This is a genomic window from Anaerocolumna sp. MB42-C2, from assembly GCF_030913705.1.
Lineage (GTDB): Bacteria > Bacillota > Clostridia > Lachnospirales > Lachnospiraceae > Anaerocolumna.
In genome coordinates this window covers 5527267-5553632 of record NZ_CP133190.1, presented here as the reverse complement: position 1 = coordinate 5553632, position 26366 = coordinate 5527267, and the positions used below count along the sequence as shown (strand labels likewise).

Here is a 26366-nt window from a genome sequence, read left to right as displayed (position 1 = left end):
AATTATACGGTATATAGATACAATAACTATGTTTCGCAATTACCTATTTAGATTCAAGTGTCGAATCCTATTTAGCTATTTCAGTCTCAATTTCTTGAATGTTTTTTTCACCGCCCTGTTTCATCCATTCTGAAACATAAGTTTCAAAATAATCAGAGGGCTCCGCACCTGTAACAATCTTAATAAACGATTCTTCTTCCAGTTTGACCAGGTTCGCACCGGTTGCTTCCATATTATCCGTATTACCGAAAAATGCAGGTTCGATATACTTAAGTTTACCGCTGTTGGTCAGATTATTAATCAAACCTAAGCCACTCAAACGGGATGTATATTTGGCCCAGTCATTTGGCTGGACATTATTAGGATCTTTATTGTAATTTTGAATATTGCCTACGATTGTTTTAGATTCTAATGTACGCACTTCATCTAATGTAATCTTTCCTTCCACACAATTTACGATATCATTATAGTCATCAACCAGGTTGGTAGCACTCATTATCTCCATATTAAAGGGTCTTGTAGATCCGTCAATTCCTGCAATCATTGCATCATAAACTTCGGGAGCTTCTTTTTGTAAATTTTTGCTGAATGGTATTTCATCATACATGAGGTTTGCTATTTTAATTGCTGCTTCAGGATGTTTACAAGCTTTGCTGACAACTATCATACTGCCAAGTTCATCACATCTTGTCACATTAGCGTTACCGTCTTTGTCTGATATGGCATAGGATTTAAATTCTGCCTTTGGATTCATAGCCTTAACATTGATAAGACCCCAATCAGGAATATGCCAGTGCCCGAATGCTATGCCTGTTTGTCCGTTATTTAAAAGAGCACTGATATCATCCCAGGTCCTTGTCCCAAACTGCGGATCAATCAGACCCTCCTTAAACCAATCTGCTAATATACCAAGAGAGGCTTTCATTTCCTCCGTATTAGAGCCGTATATCACATTACCGTTCTCATTTTTAAGATAAGTTCTGGGATAAGCCCCCATTGCATTTGCGATACCTGTCATACAATATTCCACGCTTCCGTTTAAGTAATATGCAAAAGCTAAACCGACAGGATCACCTGTGTTTTCCGGATCTGCCTGGTAAAATGTTTTTGCAATATCATGCAGTTCATCTATGGAAATACATCCATCCCCATCCGGATCGACTGTCATTCCCAATTTTTCGACCCAATCCTGACGTACCCACACTTCACTTAAATCAATACTGGTGTTAGGACTGGGCAATGCCATTAATTTACCGTCATCAGTAACGGAATTAAGCACCCTTCCTTCGTAACTGTCATATATCTTCTTAATATTATCGCTTGCATATTTTTGATATACGTCTGTCAGGTCAGCAATTAAATCATTTTCTACCAGTTCATATAAGGTCTTCCTGTCATTCACTTTCATAACATCCGGCAACTCCCCGGAAGCGATAGCCAGAGATACCTGTCTGTCATAGTCATCTCCATTTGCTTCAAATTCGTCTGTAATTTGAATATTAAGTCTGTTTTTTACATATCTGGTATAAGGATTGTTATCATAAGTGTCTCCCTCCGGTAGTTTGGGATTGGTTGCTGTCTGCCTTCCTATGTTCAGATTTAATGTTTCTTCATATGCGCCGAATGGGTCTGTATTTTCTACTGAATCTGCGGTATTTCCAGTATTATTATTTGATGTATTAACATTTTTTTCACTGCATGCCGTTAATGAACCAATCATTGTAAAACATACGGTAAATACAACTAATCTTTTTAATATCCTGCTTTTCACTTTTAATTCCTCCCAATATGTTACATCCTTTTACTTCTCTTATTCCTGTTCTTATAATAAACGGCCGTTATATTATGGAACAATCAAAGTATATCGTGTGTTAAGCCACACGTAAACAATATTTTTTTATGATTTACACAAAAAAATATTGTTGTTGTTTTAACCCGGTTGCATTGAAAAAACTCCTTTGCTATACTTAAGAAAGGCGTAATACAACACCTCAATTCAAATGTAATTTTCAAACCCTGATTTGAGGCATTGAACCATCTGCCGACAGATGATTTATGACATGGGAGCTTTTATGAAAAATATAAACAAATGGTTTAAAAATCTGGGTTTTGGCAGTAAAATTACGATTATCTGTATACTTGTAGGATTGATTCCGGTAATCCTGATAGGAAGCTTCAGTTATTACCAGATGCGGAATCTTCTAATCACGCGCGAAAAAGAAAACTTGAATACGGCTCTTACACAAGCTATGGATAACATGAACTATAAAATGGAAGTAAATCTTAATTCCATGAATTACCTGATTTGGAATACTCCTTTTGTGAATGCTCTTAATCAGGATTATAAACGTAATATCGATATGTTTTTAGCGTACAGGGATGCCATTGATAATCAGCTGCTTACAGTTAGAAACTTAAACAGGGATATAGTAAGCTTTACCGTATACACCAATGGCAGCTTATATCCCCATGGCAATAATCTGCGGCCTTTTCGTGATATTGAAAGTGCGGAATGGTTAACTGCATTGCCCCGACCCTTAACCACTTATGCCATTGTGAATTATCCTGAACATACCATACGTTTTGCTGCCCGTCTTAATGATAACGGAACCGGTAATACTAATATTTTAAGTATGACTACCAATTATAAAAAAACATTTTCAAAGCTGTCTTCTCTGCTGAAAAAAGAATATGGACTTATCATAACAGACAGTAATAATAAAACCATTTACACTTATGATAATTATAACGAAACAAATTATAACTATCGTTTATCCCCGGATAAGCTGCTTAAAAGTCTTCAAAATGATACCTTGAAAACCCAATATATCTATTATTCATCCCATATGGAATCCACTGACTGGACTGCATATATCTACCGTCCTATACGTATTGTTTCAGCGGCCGCACGTAATTTATCGGTTCTGGTATTTATTGTTATTATAATAAGTGTAACCATACTCCTTTTTATTAGCTTTAAATTATCTAGAATAACAGTACAGCCTCTGGTTAAGCTGTCCGGTTATATGAAAAAGGTGGAAAACGGTGATTTGTCCGTTGCCATGACTTATGACAGAACGGATGAAATCGGGGAACTTATCAAACATTTTAACATAATGATCTTGCGTCTGAATCAAATGATAGATGAAGTTTATAAGAGCACGATATCTAAACAGCAATATGAAATGAAAGCTTTGCAGGCACAAATAAATCCTCATTTTTTCTATAACAGCCTGTCTCTTATCAACGGGAAAGCTATTTTATCCGGACAAAATGATATCAGTCAAATGGCGCAGCTTTTATCCACTTTCTATCGGACAACTTTAAATAACGGAAAGAACAGAATTACAGTAAAAGGTGAATGGGATAACACCGTATCCTATATAAAAATACAGCAGTTGATGCATCCGGGTTCCTTTGAAGCGGTGCTTGATATTGAGGAAAGTATCCTCGCCTTTCAAATGATAAACCTTATATTACAACCTTTGGTCGAAAATGCCATTATACATGGCATCAGCCATAAGGAAACACCGGGAAGTGGAACCCTTACCGTTACAGGTAAAAAAATAGATGCTGCTATTGTATTTACTGTTAAAGATAATGGCTGCGGCATTCCTGATGAAATCTTGCAGAATATAACCGCAAAAGCGTCCAAAGGATACGGTGTTCAAAACGTACAGCGCCGTATTAATCTGGCTTACGGTGATAATTATGGAATTACATATATAAGTAAGATACATGTTGGGACAAAAGTTACCCTTAGGATACCCGTGGAATTATGAATTGTCCCGCCAAAAACATGCGGACAAAAAGCCTCGTATACGAGGCTCGGGAAGAATAGCAAAACAGTTATTCTTAATTTATTGAGTACATATAGGTACGAAGAGAGGTACAAATGATGGATAGGACTTACAAAATATTAATAGCAGATGATGAAGAAAATGAACGAAATGTAATCCGGTTTTTAAGTGACAAATATCAATTTCCTTTAGACATCCTGGAGGCAGCTAATGGTAAAGAAGTGCTGTCCTTACTGGAAACTTACACTCCCCAAATACTTTTTACTGATATTAAGATGCCCTTTTTCAACGGAATTGAAGTGGCAAGTGAGATTCGAAAACGTTATCCCCATATGCAGATTATATTCTTCAGCGGGTATGACGACTTTGAATATGTAAAAGAAGCCCTCTCCTTAAAAGCCGTGAACTATATATTAAAACCGGTGAATCCCGATGAATTTAAAAAAACGCTGTCTTCCGTAATAGATGTCATCAAAGAAGAGGAAATGGTTTCAGCACGATTAAAAGTACAGGCAGGGTATCTTAAGAATCACATTCTGTATCAGTTAATTAACAGGACCTCTATAGAGCTTTTATCTAAGCAGTATCCATCCATGGATCTTGCGTTTACCGACTCTTTCCACCGGTTATTTTTAATACAATTTGAGGAAGACTTTTTTGGAAGCGTAACGTTTAATAACTCTCAGTGTGTTTTTATGGAACGGCTTACTAATCAGGTTTCTGCAGATTACTGGTTTATTAACCTGAATCCATCCCAAAGTCTGATTCTTTTTACAAATCAGGAGACCTTACACTGGTATTATGAAACAGCCGGGATTATTAACCGCATATTTTTTGAACTCTTTCATAAAAACAGCTATATATCCATAAGTAATTTTTTTAATGGGGCGGACTCCATAGCTTATGCTTATCAGGAAGTAGAATCACAACTTGAAAAACGGTTTTATTCAAATGGAATCTATATTTTTGGTGATGAAAATTCCGATATAACGAAAAATGAAATATTATATCAGGATGATCAATTACTAAAAAATATCGAAAAGGATATTTCACTAAATGACATCTTTAGTTTAAGACAAAATACACAAATTCTTCTTCAAAAATATGAAAACCAGATATCCCTCTCCCATATATATGTCCGTTTTATACTGACTAACCTGTTAAGTATCCTTTTATTAAATACTTCCGATTATAAAGAAGCAATCATTCAGGAAGCAGCGGATCAAATATATTCCTTTCAGCACTTTTCAGAAATTAAAGATTATATATTAAAAACACTGGAAAATTTAATTAAAGAATTGGAAAATAAGAGTAACCTGCCTCGTAATGCCATTCATATGGTAGAACAATATATTAATAAACACTATGGGGATGAACTAAGTTTAAATATACTTGCAAATAGGGTTTTCCTGACCCCAAGCTATTTAAGTAATATTTTTATACAGGAAACAGGTTGTGGTATCAATAAATATATTAAAAGCATCCGTATGGAAAAAGCAAAAGAACTGCTGCTTACTACTAATATGAAAATTACCGAAATCTGCCAAAAGGTGGGTTATTCCAATGTTTCGTATTTTTGCAAAAGCTTTCAGGAAGAATTCGGTAAAACTCCTGACAAATACAGACATTCAAATAATTAACTCCATTAAAAGAGCTATTGACTTTGAATTATTTTTCAGAGTCAATAGCCCTTTTATGTTTAATTTTCATCCTTTTGTTCTTCCCTGGAATAATTCAGATAATAAACAACCACTTTACCTTATACTTAATATTATACTTGATGATTGGCGATATGACTTTAAATAAATTTTCTACAAAATGAAGAAAATATTTTACAAATGCTTGACAATGATTAAAGACAGATGTAGAATACAAATAAAGACATTTGTAGAATATGGAGGCATTGATGTGGATGCGATAAAAAAACTTCCCGATGCGGAATTTGAAATTATGAAAGTGGTATGGGCGAATGAACCGCCTATTACAACCGGTATCATTATGGAACAGTTGGGGAAAGAGAAAGAATGGAAAGCCCAGACCATTCTCACTCTCATGGTTCGGCTAGTAGAGCGGGGTTTTTTGCGAACGGAAAAGAATGGAAAGGAACGTACTTATTTTCCTTTGGTCAGCAAAGAGGACTATTTGAAATTTGAAACTGGTGACTTCATGGAGCGCTTTCATAGTAACTCTTTTGCAAGTTTAGTCACTACCCTGTACGATGGTAAGAAGATAAAGGACAGCGACCTTGACGAACTGGCAAAGTGGCTGAAAGACAGGAGGGATTGATATGGAAGCATTTCTAATTGCGTTACTGCAATGTACCCTGTCCATGTCAATGATAACGCTTTTATATGCGGCGGTTTTGCCGATTCTGTCAAAACGGTATGCCCCCAAATGGCGTTATATGGTCTGGCTGGTCATTGCGGCTGGCTGGCTTATTCCTTTCCGGCCTTTGATTGAACTGCCTTTTTTACCTGCGCAGAGTTTAGATACACCGTTCATGCCTGTACAATCCGCTCTTTCTTCTCCCGTGATAAATAATACAGAGGAAGTGTTGACTGCCGCCTATGAAACAACGGCAAATGCTCCCGGGATTTCTATATGGACTGTTGCCTTTTTCATTTGGCTGGCAGGGATGATTGTCCTATTGAGCTATCATTTTCTACGCCATAAGCGTTTTATGAAAATCGTAGGCCGTTGGAGTGAAACCGTAACCGCACCTGAAATTATGAGTTTGATAGACATACTGAAACGGGAACAAGGTATTAAAGCCAAAATTGAGTACAAAACATGTTCCGGTGTTTCAAGTCCAATGCTGGTTAGCTTTTTTCATCCTGCTATTTTAATGCCCCCCGTGCAGTTATCCAAAAATGAATTGTCTCTTATTTTGAGACACGAATTAACTCATTTCAAGCGGCATGACCTATGGTCTAAGGCCTTGATTTTAATGGTAACGGTTATGCACTGGTTCAATCCCGTGGTCTACTTCATGGCAAGAGCTGCATCGGTACAATGTGAAATTTCCTGCGACGCTCTTGTGCTTCAAAATGCAGACTCAGGGTTGCGCAGGCAATACGGCGAAACGATTATTACAGTAATGCGAAACAGTTTAAAGACACAGAGCCCACTGACTACCAATTTTTATGGAGGAAAACAAGGAATGAAAAACCGAATTGCGTCTATTTTAGATACAAAGCGTAAAAAGGCAGGAGTAATTGTTCTTTGCTTGGTATTGACAGGAATATTACTTACAGGGGTAACGTTGGTTTCGGCAGGAAGACAACCCACCTCTATTCCAAACACGTCATTTACAGAAGAAGAATATGGAAAGCTCCTTGCTTTGCGGTTTGATGGTTATAAAGATATGAGTGTATCTAAATTTCAGCAAAAGGTCTGGACGGCAACAGATACGGCAGAATATCCGGAACTTTTAGAATGGTTTTATGAGGACACCGAGCTGGAAGAAACGAAAGACACAAATGATATTGCCTCTTTCCTGTTTTATGAGCTGATACCGCTTACATCTGAACGTTGGAAATCCAGATACTTTTTAGATAGTGGTATGACCAGCTATAAAAATGCCGGCAACGCACAGTTTGATTATACCTGTACGCTTTCCATTTTGGATGCTGACCATCTTACGGTTGGAGAATATTACAAAGCAAGAAAAGCTGTGATGGATGGGCTTCTGACCTTTTTTCAGAATCGGTCGGAAAAGGAGTTGCAGAATGAACCGGGTATGAAGAAAGCAATCGATACCGAAATTGACAGCCTGGCAAAGAAATGGAGCAGCGATGCTCTGACAATTGATGTTGACTATTTCTTCATACCGCTGGAAGTGTATGAGGACAGTGAATTTACTGAACCCGGCAATGATACTTACGCTGAAGAACGCGAATACCCCCATGGTACCGAGGAGGATTACCGTTCCCTACTGAAATTGAAAACGTCGGATTATCAGAATAGAGCATTATCGGACTTCAATGCAGATGTGCTGGACTGGGCAAATGAAGATTACGACCGCATGGAAAGGATAGGTGTTGATGCAGCCTGGAATGATTTCGCCGTGTCTCTGACACCGGAGGAGCTTTCCTTTGTAACGCTGACCTATAACTGTTCTGGCAAGGAAAACGCCGTAATGATAAGAAGTGAATATACCGGAAAACCGGAAGAGGCCCCCTCCTTTGGCGGAAGCCCGCTTATTAAAGAGGCTTCCGATGATAACGGCAATTTATATTGCAGCCTGTATTATCAAATGTCTTATCACATTTCGGATAAAAGCAAGATTACCGTCGGCGAACGCGACCGCTGTGTGGGAGGCGTGATAAACGGTATCCAGAAGTTTTGGGATGGAGCAGGCATAAATGAGCTTTTAAGCATGAGCAAGGACGACATGATTGCAAAATTGAAGGACTTTGCTAAACAGTACAGCAACAAACTTATAACTATTACCTTTGAACCCACCCCACAATGGTTTGGCTTTGAGCAAATGGATGATCGGTATAATGATAATTCCCAGGCACTGAATGATGAGGATTTGCCCATTGAGTGAATAAACCTTCCTGATGAATATTATCTTAAAACCATTAAGGATATATAAGTAAAAATTGGGAACTGTGGCAATCAGAATTTTAGTTTTTCTATAGAGAAGGAGCGTGATTTTGATTTATATGTTAAAAAAGATAATGGTGCTATATCAATATCTTTTCTTAATAAAGACACAAAAGATGAAATATATAACTCCTCTGCAATAGACAAAGAATAAAATCATACTCTCCATATGAAGCCGGGTAATTATGTGATAAAATCAGATACTTCCTTTTTTCGCGGAATTATTCATATCAGAAGTAAGGGATGAATTTCCGGCAGATTGCGCCTTTAAGACATAGCAGACCATAAGTCTGAAATCTGCCAAAAAGTGGATTATTCCAATGTATCATAGGCTATTGTACTTTAAAGTGTTTTTCAAAGTCAATAGCCCTTTAATGTCTTTTATTTTTCTTCAATAATACATAGATTCCAAGGTTTAATCGTTAAGATATCTCCTTCCTTTACCTCAGTATTCGTAAGTAGCTCCTGACCTTCCGTATGGGAATAACGAACCTTTTGTTCTTCCTTGGAATAATTCAAATAATAAATAACTTTTTTTCCTTTTGTATTTATACCTTTACGGATAATAACCGGGAAAGCTGCTTTCTGGTCCGCACTCCATAATCCGATTTCTTTTAATATTTTGGTAAATAACTCTTTTAAATAAGCCGTACTGGTTTTACAACCGATATAAACTGCCCTTCCTTTTCCGTAAAAATTAACGGTTACAGCTGCATATTTCTTCCAGTTATAATGATCATACCTGGAAATTACTTCTGCTTCCTGTGGTTTTAACAGTTCCATAAAAAGTTCCGCTTTTCGTTCTTCTTCAGATAAGAAAAAGTTATCCCCTTTTAATCTCACAGCAACGGGAAAAGTAAATTGGTTATAAGTAACTCCCAGGCATTTACTTAAAACCCCCGGCTGTTCTTCTGACCAGACTTTAACATTTTCATTGGTAAATGCTGTTTTAAAGGTGGCGACAAGGCAGCCTCCATTTTCTACATATTGATTTAACCGTTCCAAAGCTTCCCTGTTTATGGCATACAATGCAGGCATTACAATCATTTGATAACCTGAAAGCACTGCATCATCTGCGGAAATAAAATCACATTCTATGTTCATTTCGTACAAAGCATCATAAATCCACCTTACAATGTCATTATAATTGCATCCGGTATTTTCTCTGGCTCCTGCCTCTATTTTAAACCAGTTAAGGGCAGATAACGCTTCGTTACTTACCATAATAGCAACAGCATTTTTTTTCTTAAGATGAACCAGATGATTACTCAACGCCGCAAATTCCCGTCCTATGCTTACGGCCTCAAGATAAGTATCATTTTCCTTAAAATCATGGCTTAATAATCCTTTCCAGTAGGTCTCAAAGGAATTATGTATGGAATGCCAATGCCAGTACATAACCGAATCCGCACCGCTTGCAAGATGACTGAAAGCCTGCAGTCTAAGCTGGCCCTCATAAGGTACCCAACCCGGGAAACCCTGAGCCTGCGTTTCAAGGATATAATAATTATCCTTTTTCGTCGACCGGATTAAATCTCCTCCAAAGGCAATCTCTTTACCGGTTAAGAAATCCTGAGTGGGATGATATATATCACAGCCGGATATGGTTAAAGCCTTAGCGGTTTTAAAATGATCCAGGGAGGGCTGAACACCAAAAGTTTGATTTCTCCACTCATAATCAAAATTATGGGTAATAAATTGATCCTCTCTTTTATATTCACTAACAATATCTGCCTGCCAGGATATAAATTCTTCCACTAAACCTCGTTGAAATTTTTCAAATTCACATCCCAGGCTTCCGTTAATCGTCCCTCTTACATCCGGAAAATCCTCCCAGGTATTAATCCGGTTACTCCAGTAATCTAAACCGAACTCATGATTAAAAGTCTTAATATTATCCTTAAATTTCGTCCTGATATATTTTACAAAGGCCTGCTGTACATTTACAGAGGATGTACCGTAATGTTTCGTTTCATTATCCAGCTGATATCCGATTACGTTTTTTCTGCAGCAGGTCTCTTTCATTAACTTGCGGATTATCCGCTCCGCATAATACCGGTAGGCAGAATGGGTGATATCCATAATCTGTCTGGCGCCGTAAAGACGCCTGCCGGTACGGTCGGTAACCATAATTTCAGGATATGCTTTGGCTAACCAGGCGGGAATTGCATAGGTTGGTGTGCCGATGATCACATCAATACCTGCTTCCTCCATAGCATCCAATACTCTGTTGACGGAACTAAAATCAAAAACGCCATCCTGCGGCTCATGAGTACTCCAGGTTGACTCGGCGATACGTACCACATTAATTCCTGCGTTTTTCATCATTTTTATATCTTCTTCTAATCTTTCATATGGCATATATTCATCATAATATGCTGCTCCGTATAATAACTTCTCCAATTCATCCTCCTGGTCGTTTATGCTTTCTTTCTATCATTCATTTCTTATTTCATTTGTTCTTTATTTCATTTGTTCTTTATTTCATTCATTCCATATTTCATACATTTGTTATTTTAAGTCATTTCTTTATTTCATAAACTCTGGTGCCGTATGGTTCGATTTCTATTTCACCTTTTTCTTCTTTGTCCTCATATAAGTTATTAAGGGTTTGCTTTAACAAAATCGCAACCGGTTTCTTTGTATAATTAAGTACGAACAGATATTTCTTTCCGTTTTTACTTCTAACAGTTATTTCACACTCCTTGGGAACGGATATAATTTCTTTATATGGAGCAGCAATACCTAAAAACTCCAGAAAGACTTTCGCTGTTTCTTCCGTAAATGCTCCGCCAAAATAATATACTTTGCCCTTACCGTACCTGTTTTCGATTAATCCGGGGCACCCCGCATAATAACTTGATACATAAGTTCCAACTGTTTTAGCATCTGCTCCTAAAGGCTGCAATAAATCATTAAATACTGCCGCTTCCACTTTGACTCCGTCCCAGTCTATATATACTTTACCCTCATCCGGAGCTATAAAGGAATACTCCGTAACATCAGTTCCTGTCAGGGGCTGTAATAATCCCGGTAATTTTAACAAAACACATTTACCTGTCTCATCTTTATACCCTGTACGGCATCCTAATACCAGACATCCCCCGTAAGAAACATATTCTTCCAGTAACTTTACTTTTTGATCTGTTAGTATGGTAGCATGAGGATAAAATAATACCGGGTATTTAGCTAACTCTTCGACTCTTGTCGTTTCCCTCAGATAGATATAATCCATAGGGGTATGGGTAAGCTGGGAGGCTTTAAAGATACCCTCCTGACTTGTTTTTTCCACACTTTTATGCCACACATCCAACTGTGAATCCCAGATATTATCATAATCTTTTATAACACCAAAGGCAGCTTCATATACAGAACCGGCTACATCTTTTAGTTTTTTCATTTTTTCATAAATTTCTTTTACTTCCCTTAGCCGACGATTATCACGTCCTGAATAATCCAATATACCATGCCAGTATATTTCCGTTCCCATAGTACAGGTTCTCCACCGGAAATAACTGATATAATCCGCACCGTGTGCAACACTCTGCATAGTCCATAAGGTCATCTGTCCCGGTCTTGGCGTAGGTGCTTCCATCGCCGTATTCCAGCCATTGGCTCCGGACTGCTGTTCCATAATACCAAACGTAGGAGAAATGGAACGGACTTCCGTTAAATTTCTGCTCCACTTTCTATCATTTAGGTCTGTCCCGTGTTCCGGATCCGTTCCCATACAATATGCAAAGTTGGGATAAGAATCATACGTCATAAAATCAAGACTTTCTTCCGTCATTCGGTGATTATCCAGATTCCCGAAGAGACCGTTGGTCGTGATAAAATCATCCCTCTTAATGTACTTTTTAATAATTTCACTTTGCATTCCGGCAAACCTGCAGGCACTGTCGGAAACAAATCTGGTGTAATCCAGTACTTCATGTGGATTGGTCGCATTACTTATGGTTGTTCTGGGAACAAAGATTTCCTCCCAGGCTGTATACGTCTGATTCCAGAATGTGGTCCCCCAGGCTTGATTTAAGGCTTCCAGGGTTTGATATTTATTTTTAAGAAATTCACGGAAAGCAATCGTATCGCTTTCAGAATAAAATTCATTTTTCTCGCAGTTAAGTTCATTATCGATCTGCCAGCCGATAATACTTTCATGAGGTGCATAATGTTCAGCGATTTTCTCTACAATTCTTTTAGATAGTTCCTGATATATTTTTGAATTGTAATTGTAGTGTCTTCTGGCACCATGGCGGTATAACACTCCATCCATAGTTGCATTTAAACTCTCCGGATATTTCGTAGTAAGCCAGGCCGGCGGGGTTGCTGTGGGGGTACCGAAAATTACTTTCATACCGGTTTCTTTCGCTATTTCTAGAAATTCATCAAAGAATTCGAAAGTAAAATTTCCCTCCGTCGGTTCTACTTTACTCCAGGCAAATTCCGCTATACGAATGGTTTCGATACCATTCTCTAACATACGAAGCAAATCTTCCCTCCATAGGCTTTTATCCCAGTGTTCCGGATAATAACAGGTGCCAAGAGATAACCTGTCTGCTTTTAATGCTTTATTCATTATAATTATCTTCCTTTCTTGTCTTTTTCTCCCGGGAGTTGGGTCACAGCTAGTACACTGTTATCACAATCCCCTGCTCCTTTATAAAATAGTATATACATTCTATTCTTTAACAGCACCCGCAGTAAGTCCGGACATAAAGAACTTGGATGCACATAAGAAAGCGATTAACAGCGGCAGTACCGCACAAGTACTTGCCAGCATCATGGCACCATAGTCCGTGCCGCGGTCGCTGACCATTGTTTTTAATAACAACGGTAATGTCTGTAACTCCTCCTTACGAAGAATCATTAAGGGCTGCATAAAGTCATTCCATACATTAACGAATTGCATAATTCCCAGGGATGCATAAGCCGGCAGAAGTACAGGTGCAATGACACGGAAAAAGATAGTCCATTCACTGCAGCCGTCAATTCTGGCCGCTTCCATAAGGGAGGTAGGTACATTATTCTGACAATACTGGCGCATCCAGAAGATACCAAAGGCATTGGCACAGCCAGGGATAATCAAAGCCTTAAAATCGTTTATCCAGCCGAATCTGGACATCATAATAAACCAGGGAATAATCCCGGCTGTCCAAGGAATCATCATGGTTGCCAAAAGAATGGCAAATAATTTCTTTCTTCCGGGAAAATCATATACGGCAAATGCATACCCGCCCATGGAGCAGAATAACAAAACCAATGTGGTATAGGAAATGGTAATAATACAACTGTTTATAAAAGCCCGGGGTATATTTACGGCTGCTGTCATATTCTTAAAATTCTCTCCTAAACTCTGCCCGAACCAGACAGCCGGCGGGAAAGAATAAATTTCACTGGTTGTATGTGTTGACATTACAAACATCATATAAAAGGGAATGAGCATTATTAATGCAATACAGCCTAATATAAAATATGTGGAAAATTTCCTGCCGCCTGGAATAAATTTAGCAATTGCAATTAATACAACAACGGTAATTAAAATAAGAATCAGCAATGTTATCATTTTATTTTCCTCCTTTTTACCGTGTCTTTTTCACCCGTGACTCTGTAAACACCTATAGAAATCAATATAATCAACATAGTTATTACATAAGCAACGGCTGAGGCGTATCCATATGCGGTACCGCCCTGAGGTGCTTTATTCAGTAAATACATCATCAAAGTCAGACCGCCGTTATTCTGGCCGCCGGTCCAGCTGGAATTGGTTAATATAAACGGCTCCGTAAACAGGTTAAACATACCGATACTGGATTGGATAATAGTAAAAACGATAATTGGCTTAAGAAGCGGTACCGAAATATTAAAAAATACTCTGAAATGACTTGCACCGTCGATTTTGGCAGCTTCATAAATATCATTGCTGATGCCCTGCATTCCTGCCAGATAAATAACCATATTCCAGCCAATCCATTTCCATGCGAACATGACAATTACCGCAACTTTTATTAATGACCCGTTACCTCCGAGCCAGTTGACCGGCTCTTCTCCAAAGAAACTCAAGATATAATTAATAAGCCCGTAATTGTTACCGAATAAATTCTGGAAGATAATCGTAATCGCAACAGAACTGGTAACCATAGGCATAAAATAAATGGTTTTAAATATATTCTCACCTTTTACGATTTTGGAATTTAATATATAAGCAAGCGCCAGGCCGCCTAATAGAATCGGAATATGTGCTATAATTCCAATTATCAGTGTATTACTCAACGCTTTCCAAAACAAGGTATCCTTAAATAGATTCAGATAATTGTCAATGCCGATAAAATGCATGGCGGATAAACCATCCCACCTGAAAAAACTGATATAAAAACCTGCAGCGATTGGAAATATTCCAAAAACTGCAAATAAAATATAAAAAGGTGCTATATAAGCATAAGCAACTTTATAACGCTTAATTTCTGCCCATCTGTTATATTTTGCCCTAACTGTTTTTACTTTTGCCATAGGATATATCCTCCTCTTTATTAGAAATGGTTGCTGCAAATATTTAATTTATCTTTGCAGCAACCATATGCTCCCAATTAATGAGCTATCTGTTATTTATCCCATAATCCGGCATCTTTGAGTACCTGAATCTGCTGTTGTTTTACTTCAGCCGTTGCTTTCTCAATATCAGAAGCTACCAGGTCACGAATCTGCTCTGCACTAAGTCCCTGTTCCAACCCTGCATTTACTGAACTGTAGATACAGCCCTCCGCAGTGGTATCCATCATAGTTGTATTTACAGGCTGTAATTCACTTGCGATTTTTGCCCAAAGTGCTTTTGTCTTTTCACCGCCGAAATAAGGGTCTTCTGCATCATAAATTGTTTTATCATCCCAAGCCGGTTTATATGCCGGATAATAATCCACTGCTTGAAACATGTCGTTCTGACCTTTTGCAGTTGCTAACATATATTTAATAAATGCCCAGGCAGCGTCTTTGTTTTTGCTTTGTTTTGGAATAACCAAGAATGAACCGCCCCAGTTGGAACTCTTTACAGCACCGGGTAAGGTAGTTACTGCCCAATGCCCAGCTCCGTCCGGATCAATATCGGTCTTTAAAAATCCACCGAACCAGGCTCCGGTAAATACGGAAGCACAGGTACCTGCAGCATATCCTGCATAAGCCTCGCTGCTCCACATATCTACATTCATATCCCATTTATTCTGTCTCATTTTTATGACTGCATTAAGGCAATCCAGGTCTCCGTCTCGTTGGATTTGAAGATTTAAATCTTTATCGTAATAATCACGGTTGCAGAATAATTCAAAATACAGATAGGAAGCATCCGGAATAAGCCATCTTTTTCCCGGTATATTAACTGCCTCAGCGACCTTTAAAACACCGTCCCAGGTACTCATTAATTTAGCGACTTCATCCGGATTGGTAGGCAAACCGGCTTCTTTAAATACATCGGTACGGTAGAAATAACTGCAGGGACCAATATCCCAGGGAATCGCAACAAACCTGCTTCCGTCGGAAGAATTTGCCTGCTCCCATTTATAAGCAACAAAGTCATCCTTTAAATCACCTGCGTTATAGGGTTCTTCCAAAAGATTCGTCAATGCGGAGGAATCTCTGTATTGTGCTATGTAAGCTCCCTCAACCATGGCAACATCCGGAGCATCGGTTCCGGCTGCCAGGGCAGTCTGCAATGCCTGATGATGACTGGTGGTATCGGTAAATTGTAATTCAACTTTAATATCCGGATATTGTTCATTAAATCCTGCCATAGCAGCTTTAAAAGCATCATCACCGGATGGCCAACCTCCAACGGTTATCGTACCTGAAATCTTACCATCCGATGTACCGCCGGTACTTTTACTGTCTGAACTTTTACATCCTGTGAAAGATGACATGACTAATATAATTGTAAATAGTATTGCTGTAATTCTTCTCCTATTATTTTTCATAGTTTTCTCCCATCTCCCGTTAAAACGGGCAATCTCGCTAAGGATTAGGAATATGCTTCTCCTTATCTCTCCGGTTACTGTTTTGTATTATTCCCCCGAATATTCTTTACACTTCCAAACATGATGCCGCATAACGGCATCTCAAATAAATGAGGAAGAAGTCTGGAATTAGCACCCTCCGTGCTCATTTCGGACTTCTTCCAGTGTGAAGATTCTTCACACTTTCACCCGGCATGATCTTAACGGGCAAGTGAATGACTCTTTTCACTTTTTTCCCCTCCAGCATATCTAATAATAGTTCAGCGCACTTACCCCCCTGCTTTTTCGCGGAAAGGTCTACGGTGGTCATTAGTGGGGAAGTATAACGTCTTGCAAAAGTACCGTCAAATCCCATAATAGAAATATCTTCGGGCACCCTTACCCCCATCCTTATGAATTGATTGCAGACACCAAAAGCGAATACATCGTTAAAACAAAGAATTGCCGTAGCATCTAGATTTCGTTCCAAAAATAGTTGTGCAGCCACCTCTCCTTTTCCATAAAAACTCTCTTCCACTGTGAAATTATTTCCTGTCTGCTCCTCAATAAACCGCAGGAGGCGTTCATCCTCACCCATATCTTTTTTGTGTATCCCCAAAACATATCTTTTAATATCTTCTTTCAATACAGGTCTTAATTCTTCCAGATAACCATACATTCTGGCATTGGCTGAATTATACTCATACGGCATTCCAAGTGCAATTTTTTCATGTCCGTTGTCCCTTAGATATTGAACGGCAATCTTTGTTGCTTTGTACATATCAATTTCTACCCTGGGTGCAGCTTTGGAGAAACAGACCGGATTACCGTAACTGGCTGTTACAACCGGTAAAAAATAATTTTTTCCGGAGGATTCCAGATACCACTGTGCCGCATTTTCATTTGGCATAATAATACCGTCTATCATTGTTTCTTTAATGCTGTTAAAATCCAGTGAACCGTTGAATACAACCATATATCCCCGGTCTTTTGCCGTTTCCATCATACCCTGATACATTTCGATATTAAATGAATTCTGTAAATCCTTACAATAAAATAATATTTGTTTTGTTCTTCGCTTTTGCAGGGACATAGCCACTGGATGCGGATAATATCCTAGTTCTTCAGCGATTTTTAATATTTTTTCTTTTTTGTCATTGTCAACATAGCCACTGTTGTTCAGCGCTCTGGAAACTACTGAAACAGATACGCCGGCCCGGTTTGCAATATCTTTTCTGGTAGCCATATTTCCTCCTATACTACTTTTTATTTGTCTTTGATTTCCAATAGACAATTTTGACTATATAATGCGCATTTTCTTATCAATTTTGTAGTAATTGATGTGTTTTATGATATAATAATAATACATTTGAACATTATGTGCAATTCACTTATATGTGGTCGCGTGTCCATGTGTAATATTGCACATGGGTGTCGAAAAACTAATCTAACATCATTTTCATGTGCACCCGCCGGTCGGACTTTTTCTTTACATGACCCAATATAAAAAGATAAAAAAATACTGTAAAATAGATCAACCTTTTGACTAGTTATAAATTTTCTATTTTACAGCAACTCTACGGATATTATTTAAATTGTACTATATTAAACTCTGCTTTGCCTATTTTTTCTTGCTGATATCAGTAACATCATGGGCCTTCTAAGCTCATCTAATATCTCTGAAGAAGTATTTAAATGAGAACTCTAAAGCATAACACATCTTCATAATGAGTCAATGAGTATTGTTACAAGAGTGTTTAACCATATGGATTGAAAAAAGGGTTGCATTTTGCAGCCCTTTCTTTGTTTGTTTATCTACAATTACTTATTTAGTTCACGTTCAACAGCTTCCATTAATCCTTTCATATATCCGACCGCATAAAAGTTGCCATACAGGGTATAACCCGGATGATCGTGTTTATCCCCTTCCATGGTCGGTACATGATCCGGTCTGATCGGTCCGTCAAATCCAAGCTTCGAATATAATTTCATACATTGGTACATGTCAGTAGGGCCGTCATCATGAAAAACTTCTTTAAAATGATTCTTTTCCCCCTCCACATCTCTAAAATGCACAAAGAATACTTTGTTCTGGGGAACAAATTGTTTGATGACCTCAATAACATCCGCACCCTGGGCTCTGAAAGATCCCTGGCAGAGAGTAATTCCATTATTAGGTGACGGATACATATCGATTACTCTTTGAAATGCTTCCGGATTAATTAATATTCTGGATATACCTCGGATTGGAGTTATCGGCGGATCATCCGGATGTATGGCAAGTCTAACGTTATTTTTTTCCGCAACCGGAACAATTCTTTCGATAAACCATTTTAGATTGTCCCAAAGTCTATCTTCACTTACTTCTCCTGCCCAGGTCAGGGGAGCATCCTTAATATCATCATAATTAAATACCGTAGCTAAAGCACCACCCCTGGTTCTTCCTGCAAAGGAAGTACGAAACCAGCTGATAACCGGCATCCAGTTGTAACACAATACTTCTATACCTAATTTGCCCATATTTTCAATCAGGGTAATTACTTCTTTTAATTCCTCTTCTCTTCCCGGAAGGCCAAGTTTTATTTTATCCATCGGCGGCGGTCCCTCTACAACAAGCGGTTTAACACCAAGAGCTAAATAACGGTTTCTCATTCGAAGCATGGGCATATAATCCCAAGGCTTTTCCTCTTCGGTTTCTACATCGCCATGGCTTCCAATTACTGCATATTCAACACCCATCTGCTGGGATTGAATGATTTTGGTATCACTGGTGTCAAAAAAGTAAGATAATGCTAATTTCATTCTAAACTCCTTTCTCCTTCTGTAATGCATGAGTTAATTGTGTAACACACATATTGTCAGAACTATTAACCCACTTCATTAATTTTACCAATTTGTTATTGGATATTAAGTTTCTTATCTAAAATAACATACACTTTTCCTGATCTTTGTTATATAATTAAAATATAAAAAAGTATAACAAATTTGTCATATATTAATACGAAAGGTAAATATCCCATGCCAAAACCTTATTATGAAGAACAAATGCCGGTTGTAAACGGAGAGCGTTATCCTTTTCATACCTTTATTGCAAATACCGGAGGACATAAATTCATTGTTGACCCACATTGGCATTATTATATTGAATTATTATATTTTCTTGAAGGCAGTGCTGTTATAATCCTGGGAAATGAACGAAACCAGGTATCTGCAGGAGATTTTATAATCGTTAATTCCAGAGAGGTGCATTCTATTAACAGTTATGAGGGTGTAAATACCCGGTACATTGTTATTAAATTTGATGTGGATATCCTGTATTCCTCTGCAAAATCCGTCTTTGAAGCAAAATATATCCTGCCCTTTACCATGTCACAGCATAACTATAAAAAAGTTTTTAAAGAAAATGAAATAAAAAATACTCCCCTTAAAATTCTGGTATCAGAAATTTATGAGGAGTACAGGAGTAAAAAATATGGATATGAACTTGCTGTTAGAATCAATATAGGCACCCTGTTCTTATGGTCTATCAGAAAATGGGAAAGCGAGGGTCTTAAATATACCCAGGAAACCGGCCCAAAGCAGATTGATATAAATAAACTGCAGCATCTGTTAGATTACCTTGATCTGCATTATAACGAGGACATTTCCGTTCAGGATATGGCCAAAATGTGTAACATGAGTTATTGTTACTTCTCCCGCTTTTTTAAGAAAATTATGCATAAAACCTTTGTAGAATATTTGAATTATATTCGGATCACCGAAGCCAAAAAGCTGCTTCTGACCACGGAATTCAATATTACGGAAGTAGCTTTAAAAGTTGGTTTCTCCAATTCCAGTTATTTTATCGAACAATTTAAGCGGTATAACAGTCAGTCTCCCAAACAATTTAAGTTAAATGCTATGCCTTAACAAGGATTATTTTATATTTTCTTTTTTTGCTTGCTTTCTGCTGCTTTCCTATTCTCTTCCACTCTGTATTTTACGATTTTTGATATAATATCATATGGCAGAGGTTTACCATTTGGAAACTGTACGGCTCCTTTTGAATTTTTATACCCTGCTAATTCTTCTTTGAATGCTTCAATCCCTTCTGCACCGGGATAAAATCCAATATGATTTTTATGTGCGGCAAAGTGTACCAGATTGCCATGTAATGCAAAAGTAGGCATTTGCCAGCTAATTTTCTCTTTTGCATCCGGTGCTGCCTCTTTTATTACTTTTCTGAGTGTTTTAAGTTCATCCTGAATTTCGTTCGGACATACACTGATATATTCATCGATTGTAGTATATTGATTTTTTTCCACGTCTTCTCCTTATAATTATTTCAGTTTATTTTAGGTAATTGCAAAACCCACATATTTTATCTATATGTCATGATGCCGGGGCCAAAAGTAATGCAATTCATACAATTTTAAGGCTGAATCCTGCCCAGAGGGCACCTGAAGCCGGAAACAAAAATCAAATGTATGGCATCAGCCTGAATTTTATATATAAAGTATATTATGATAAACTTTTACTGTCAACTTACAATTAATTATACCAGTATTATTATGATTCATTTATGATAATGTCTTAGTGTACCACAAATGATTATGTCCCAATTAGTCGTTCATATATTATAATAGAACCTCATGACTTAGAAATGAGGTGGACACAATCAGAAAGGTATTACTAACAATGGACGAAAACCAAAAGTACGAGGTCATTAAAAAACTCGTAGACACAAATGGTAATAAGAAAACAGCTGCTCTTAAAATAGGTTGTTCAGATCGACACATCAATCGCTTAATAAAGGGCTATCAAGAACAAGGTAAGTCTTTCTTTATTCATGGTAACCGAGGGCGACAGCCGGCCATTACTCTTCCTACAGATACAAAACAGTTAATCTTGGACTTATATCGTACCAAGTACAGTGACTGCAATCTGACCCATTACTCTGAACTTCTCAAAGAAAAAGAACATATCAGTGTATCTGTCAGTGCCATTACTTCTATTCTTAGAAAGGAATACATCCTTTCTCCTAAAGCAAACCGTTCTTCCAAGAAAGCGGTAAAAAAAGCACTAAAGGCTATTCAATCAAAGACTAAGTCTAAAAAGAAAGCAGCTATTATTCAAAGTTCCATCATGGATCTGGAGGATTCGCATCCTAGGCATCCTAGATGCGCGTATTTCGGTGAAATGCTTCAAATGGATGCGTCCCTACACCTTTGGTTTGGGCAATTCAAAACACAACTCCACATCGCCGTTGATGATGCCACAGGGCAGATTGTTGGCGCCTACTTTGATGAACAAGAAACATTAAATGGCTATTATCATGTTCTCTATCAGGTTCTTAGTAATTATGGCATTCCATATCAATTTTTTACTGACAACCGAACTGTATTTGAGTATAAAAAGAAGCATGAAACCTCTTTAGAGAAAGATACCTTTACTCAGTTTGGTTATGCCTGCAAACAATTAGGAATCGACATTCGTACTTCCAGCGTTGCACAAGCAAAAGGGCGGGTTGAAAGAATGTTTGGCACTCTTCAATCCCGCCTTCCTGTTGAACTCCGACTTGCGAATGTAACCAGCATTCAGCAAGCCAATCAATTTCTCCACACCTATATAAAGAAATTTAATAAGCAGTTCGCTTTACCTATTGATAGTATCAAATCTGTGTTCGAAATGCAACCAGATAGTGATAAAATCAATCTGACGTTGGCGGTATTATCTTCTAGAAAGATAGATAACGGAAGTTGCCTGAAATATCAAAATGAATACTATCTTCCTGTAAACAGTCAAGGAATCGCTGTACACCATCGTAAGGGCACCACAGCAATGGTAATTAGATCATTCAATGGTGAACTTTTTAGTTGTATTGGTGAGCAGGTTTATGCACTTGAGTTACTTCCGGAACACAAGCTTTCTTCAAAAGCATTTGATTTAGCGACCATTCCGGAATTACCAAAAAAGAAATACATACCTCCTATGAACCATCCTTGGAAGCAGGCATCATTTGAAAAGTACGCTAAAAGTCAATTACATAGAAAAGATGTAGCTTAACTGATATTTCGAAGTCTGTAGGTTTATTAAGGTTATCCAAATACCGACTGAGCTATGGATTTTCTCCTAAAGTACTATTTAAAACTAAGCACCAGAAATCTGGTGCTTATGTTTAAACTTTTTGAGGACATTTTCAAAAACGGTTGACACTTACAATTAATTATACCAGTATTATCGAAAAATATTATATTTTTCACAAAGAAGTGATAGAAACATAAAATATAATATAATGATTATTGGAGTATCTTATGTTGACTTTTAGAAATAACACTCCTTTAGGGATGGTTTATGTTATGACCAATTCTGCCGAGGGCAATCAAATCGCTGCTTTTAGAAGGCATCCCAATGGAGATCTTACTTTTGTAGATTTATATGAAACACACGGTATGGGTACCGGAACAAGGGAAATTTCCTCTGCTACACCGGAGGACGGAATTGATACCCTGGCTTCACAAGGTTCCATTGCCCTATCCTCTGACAAACATTATCTATTTGCTGTGAATGCCGGTAGTAATAATATTTCCAGCTTCCGGGTGGATTACAACGGTGAGCTTATCTTTGCAGACATAATTCCATCCGGCGGATTACAGCCGAATAGTTTGGATGTTTATAATAATCTCCTTTATGTTGCAAATGCCGGGAGCCCTGAAAATAATTTCAGCTCTAATATTACAGGTTTTTATGTAGAAAATAATGGAACCTTTAACACAATACCAGTCTCTACCCATTCCCTGAGTACACCAAATGCACAACCGGCGCGGGTTTTATTCAGCCCGGACGGCAGCCAGCTTATAGTATCTGAATTAACAACAAGTCGTTTAAATATATTTGAAGTTAATTCTAATGGAACCCTTTCGGAATTGTACGTAAACGCCTCCAATGGCGCTGGCCCATTCGGGTCATATTTTACCCGTTCCGGACTCTTATTAGTTGCTGAAGCAGGTGAAAATGCTGTATCTTCTTACAGACCAACACAAAGCGGAGAACTTGCTGTTATCAGTGGTTCAGCAGGAAATGGCCAGATGGCTACATGCTGGGTTGTATCCACGCCAAATGGTGCTTATGCTTATACCTCAAATGCAGGTAATGGAACAATTTCCGTCTACCGTATAAACCGGAATGGTACTCTGTCTATCTTAACCAGTTTATATAGCACTCTTGATGCTATGGCCGCCCCTATTGACAATGGTGTAAGCGGTGATGGACAGTATTTTTATGTACTAAACGGAAACAAAGGCACCATATCCGTATTTAGAATCGAAAATAATGGAAATCTTTCTTACCGGCAAAGTGTAGGATGTGATCGCTTACCCCAATTAGGTGCTCAAGGACTGGTAATATACTAAATTAAAACTTTTTTCTTACTTCCGATGAAAACCCGCAAAAAAACTCCGTTCACCGGCTAAGGAAAACGGAGAAGCCATTCTTATTGTTTACCATTATCACAAGTTAGAGTCCGGCTAGCCAGACTCTAACTGCCTATCAGATAACAAAACGGACAAGTCCGTATAAACTTGTTGAGCCGGTGGTTTTTAATTAACTGAAATATTTATCTACAATCTTTTCTGCGGTCCGTGTTGCTAATGCCTGGGTGGTAAGTGTGGGATTGGGTCCGCCTAAACCATTATATAATACACTGTTGTCAGCTATATAAAGTCTTTTGACCTGATTTGCCTCACAATTGATATCCGTCACATAACCCATACGCATAGTACACTGAATATGAATAAAGATTCCCGGCGGCCAATTGGAACGAATAACCGTCTTAGCTCCTGCTTTCCTGAAAATATCAGATGCTATAACAGCAAGTTTATCCCTTTTTTCCATATCAATCCTGCTTGGCTGATAATTAATAACCGGTATATATCCATTCTCATCTTTTAATTCAGGATCCAAGGTGATGGAATTACTTTGATTTACGTCGTCATCTGTAAATATTAGTACACTTAATGTCCTCCGGTAATCCCGCATAAATTTCTTCAGCTGTTCTCCGACCACACGTCCCTCAATATCCCAGGGGTTCTGTGAATCGGTTTTATTTAAAATATGATATCCCATATTGCTGGTTCCATATAACAATCCCGAATATAATCCGGGACTCATACCATATGTTTCTATTACACCGAGTCCCGGGTAATCAAACCTGGCTGCGGCATTTTGGCCAACATAAGGTTTAATATCGGAAACCCCCAGCCGATCCATTAATACCTCTTCCTCAAAAATACCCGATACACTATCAAACCAATGATTTATTAAACCTCTGCCAACCCACTCATTTTCCGGCAATGCAGAATTCAGCCAAAGTCTCGGTGTTTCCACGCCGCCTGCAGCCATGATAACCACATCCGAGCTTAACTGACCTGTCTCTCCGGTCCAGGTATCTCTGTACAATACCCCAACAGCACGTAAACCCTCCGATGTATCTTCCTCCGTAATTATCTTTGTAACAAATGTATTTGGCCTTACTTCAACATTACCGGTGCGAAGCCCACGGGGTATGTAACTTACTAAAGTAGACCTTTTGGCAACTCCCTCTACTGTGGGCCCAATATGGCATCCATTGACACAATGGCCTCTAAGAGTACAGCCTGTCGAAGTATTGGTTTGAAAATCAAAATCCGGGTCATTAAGAGAGGGATTTGGGCGCAGAATCGCATTGGGCTGGGGTCTGTAACCCGGACCGGTTAAATCCGGTGTATCTAAGAGCTGCCATCCGGCTTTTCCGGCACCGATATAGAATAACTCTTCCTTGGCAGTAGTTGGAGCCGGTCTCACAGGTAATGTCTGCTCTGCCCTTTCATAGTACGGAATCAATTCTTCATAAGTAATAGGCCATACATTATTAACCGCTTGTGGGAAAGCACGGGGTGAATTTCCGAAATAATGCAGTGTACTGCCTCCTACTCCCGAATTTTGCCAGGTATAACCTCCTGTGGTTATAATTCTATTCCAGGCACCTCGGTTCCTGTCTGCCGGTCCCCAACGGAATTTGCCCGTAACAAAATCATTCATATCGTCTTCTAGATCTGTAAAATTTTCTTTTAGGATTTCAATACTCAAATCATCTGCACTTGCGCTGCTTATCCCCCCCTTTTCGGCATTAGGTTTCGGCCATTTTTTATTTCCATACCACGGCCCTGCCTCCAGTAGAAGGACTTTGATTCCTTTCTCACCAAGTTCTCTGGCAGCAACCGCTCCGCCGCCTCCTGCCCCTATAACAATAACATCTGCATCCTTATTCATTTTAACTCCCAACTACCCGATCCATAGCAAATAAACAATCGGATATTTCTTTCATAATTAATTATTCATCTCTTAAAGCACGATATCCCAGGGATGGACCCGGATACCCAACCTGTTCCCAACTTAATGGATAAAACTCTAATTTACGGTTACCTGGTGATTCCAAGCGGGTTGAACCGTAACCTGACCACTCCGAATAATATCCCATCATGGTATACCTGTCTAACACACCGGTTATAATCAAGGTTAATCCCGAATTGCCTTTATAAGGTGCGGGTAAATCTAAAAGGTACACCTTAAGCTGTTCCAATAGGGTTAAAGCACGGAACCGGTCTATAGGTGCAAGCGCAGCAAAGGTCCCTCCAACAGGGAATCTGGTAAAGTCCAATAATCTGGTGTTCTCACCGTTAAATATCAGTTGGTCAGCTGCCAGATCCAGCATTAGTGCAGTAGGTTCTGCCAACGGGACAGAATAATAATTCAGCGTATATACCATGTACTCATCTATATGTAAGTTCAGGGCTCCATAATATTGTATTTTTCCATATTCTTCGGCAAGCCCGGGTGTCCGTGGAATAATAGCATCTACCAAAGCTTTAAAAGTATCCAGGATATATTGAAGTGTATAATAGTTTTGCTTTTTCCCAGTTTTATCGTATGACACAGAACGTCCCATGCATCGTCCCACCTG

18 protein-coding genes are annotated in these 26366 nt (G+C 38.4%); 7 read left to right on the top strand and 11 right to left on the bottom strand.

The genetic code is table 11. The annotated features are described in order from the left end of the window. Positions 1–67: 67 nt before the first annotated feature. The gene (locus tag RBU59_RS24460; protein ID WP_308145088.1) at positions 68–1771 is read right to left on the bottom strand and encodes an extracellular solute-binding protein; all 1704 of its coding nucleotides are present in this window, start codon (positions 1769–1771) and stop codon (positions 68–70) included. A 301-nt stretch (positions 1772–2072) separates the two neighbouring features. Here RBU59_RS24460 and RBU59_RS24455 point away from each other — a divergent pair, with 301 nt between their 5' ends. The 4 genes from RBU59_RS24455 (at position 2073) to RBU59_RS24440 (ending at position 8352) form a co-directional block, all read left to right on the top strand. Next, positions 2073–3782 carry a sensor histidine kinase gene (locus RBU59_RS24455; protein WP_308145087.1) on the top strand — a complete coding sequence of 570 codons (1710 nt, stop codon included), beginning with the start codon at positions 2073–2075 and terminating at the stop codon, positions 3780–3782. Between the two features lie 113 nt (positions 3783–3895). After that, entirely contained in the window at positions 3896–5440 is a 1545-nt protein-coding gene (locus RBU59_RS24450; RefSeq protein WP_308145086.1) for a response regulator transcription factor, read from the top strand. Between the two features lie 268 nt (positions 5441–5708). Further along, positions 5709–6086, top strand: a complete 378-nt coding sequence (locus RBU59_RS24445) for a BlaI/MecI/CopY family transcriptional regulator (RefSeq protein ID WP_308145085.1) — start codon at positions 5709–5711, stop codon at positions 6084–6086. Position 6087: 1 nt separating this feature from the next. After that, positions 6088–8352: a M56 family metallopeptidase gene (locus RBU59_RS24440; protein ID WP_308145084.1), complete on the top strand. Its 2265-nt coding sequence runs from the start codon at positions 6088–6090 to the stop codon at positions 8350–8352. A gap of 440 nt (positions 8353–8792) precedes the next feature. Here the strand turns inward: RBU59_RS24440 and RBU59_RS24435 are convergent, their stop codons facing one another. From RBU59_RS24435 to RBU59_RS24405, 7 genes are all read right to left on the bottom strand, one after another. Beyond that, complete coding sequence (locus tag RBU59_RS24435; protein ID WP_308145083.1) at positions 8793–10814, bottom strand: beta-galactosidase; 2022 nt, start codon at positions 10812–10814, stop codon at positions 8793–8795. A 118-nt stretch (positions 10815–10932) separates the two neighbouring features. After that, entirely contained in the window at positions 10933–12987 is a 2055-nt protein-coding gene (locus tag RBU59_RS24430; protein ID WP_308145082.1) for a beta-galactosidase, read from the bottom strand. A 102-nt stretch (positions 12988–13089) separates the two neighbouring features. Then, the gene (locus RBU59_RS24425; RefSeq protein ID WP_308145081.1) at positions 13090–13974 is read right to left on the bottom strand and encodes a carbohydrate ABC transporter permease; all 885 of its coding nucleotides are present in this window, start codon (positions 13972–13974) and stop codon (positions 13090–13092) included. Beyond that, positions 13971–14918, bottom strand: a complete 948-nt coding sequence (locus RBU59_RS24420) for a carbohydrate ABC transporter permease (protein ID WP_308145080.1) — start codon at positions 14916–14918, stop codon at positions 13971–13973. Before RBU59_RS24420 ends, RBU59_RS24425 begins: the two co-directional genes overlap by 4 nt. A 92-nt stretch (positions 14919–15010) precedes the next feature. Next, positions 15011–16369, bottom strand: coding sequence for an extracellular solute-binding protein (locus RBU59_RS24415; protein ID WP_308145079.1), 1359 nt, complete (start codon positions 16367–16369; stop codon positions 15011–15013). A 184-nt stretch (positions 16370–16553) separates the two neighbouring features. Continuing rightward, a complete protein-coding gene (locus RBU59_RS24410) occupies positions 16554–17633 on the bottom strand; it encodes a LacI family DNA-binding transcriptional regulator (RefSeq protein ID WP_308145078.1) in 1080 nt (359 codons plus the stop codon). A 575-nt stretch (positions 17634–18208) separates the two neighbouring features. Continuing rightward, positions 18209–19189: a mannonate dehydratase gene (locus RBU59_RS24405; protein ID WP_308145077.1), complete on the bottom strand. Its 981-nt coding sequence runs from the start codon at positions 19187–19189 to the stop codon at positions 18209–18211. 216 nt (positions 19190–19405) lie between these two features. On the opposite strand from RBU59_RS24405, the gene RBU59_RS24400 reads away from it, so the two are divergent. Continuing rightward, positions 19406–20296 carry an AraC family transcriptional regulator gene (locus RBU59_RS24400; RefSeq protein ID WP_308145076.1) on the top strand — a complete coding sequence of 297 codons (891 nt, stop codon included), beginning with the start codon at positions 19406–19408 and terminating at the stop codon, positions 20294–20296. 11 nt (positions 20297–20307) lie between these two features. On the opposite strand, the gene RBU59_RS24395 is transcribed toward RBU59_RS24400, so the two are convergent. Next, a complete protein-coding gene (locus RBU59_RS24395) occupies positions 20308–20691 on the bottom strand; it encodes an iron chaperone (protein WP_308145075.1) in 384 nt (127 codons plus the stop codon). Between the two features lie 373 nt (positions 20692–21064). On the opposite strand from RBU59_RS24395, the gene RBU59_RS24390 reads away from it, so the two are divergent. Together RBU59_RS24390 and RBU59_RS24385 are read left to right on the top strand one after the other, a co-directional pair. Further along, a complete protein-coding gene (locus RBU59_RS24390) occupies positions 21065–22432 on the top strand; it encodes an ISNCY family transposase (protein WP_308143379.1) in 1368 nt (455 codons plus the stop codon). Positions 22433–22680: 248 nt separating this feature from the next. Continuing rightward, positions 22681–23778, top strand: a complete 1098-nt coding sequence (locus tag RBU59_RS24385; protein WP_308145074.1) for a lactonase family protein — start codon at positions 22681–22683, stop codon at positions 23776–23778. 190 nt (positions 23779–23968) lie between these two features. On the opposite strand, the gene RBU59_RS24380 is transcribed toward RBU59_RS24385, so the two are convergent. Beyond that, a complete protein-coding gene (locus RBU59_RS24380; protein ID WP_308145073.1) occupies positions 23969–25675 on the bottom strand; it encodes a GMC family oxidoreductase N-terminal domain-containing protein in 1707 nt (568 codons plus the stop codon). 61 nt (positions 25676–25736) lie between these two features. Next, complete coding sequence (locus RBU59_RS24375) at positions 25737–26351, bottom strand: hypothetical protein (protein ID WP_308145072.1); 615 nt, start codon at positions 26349–26351, stop codon at positions 25737–25739. Positions 26352–26366: the final 15 nt, after the last annotated feature.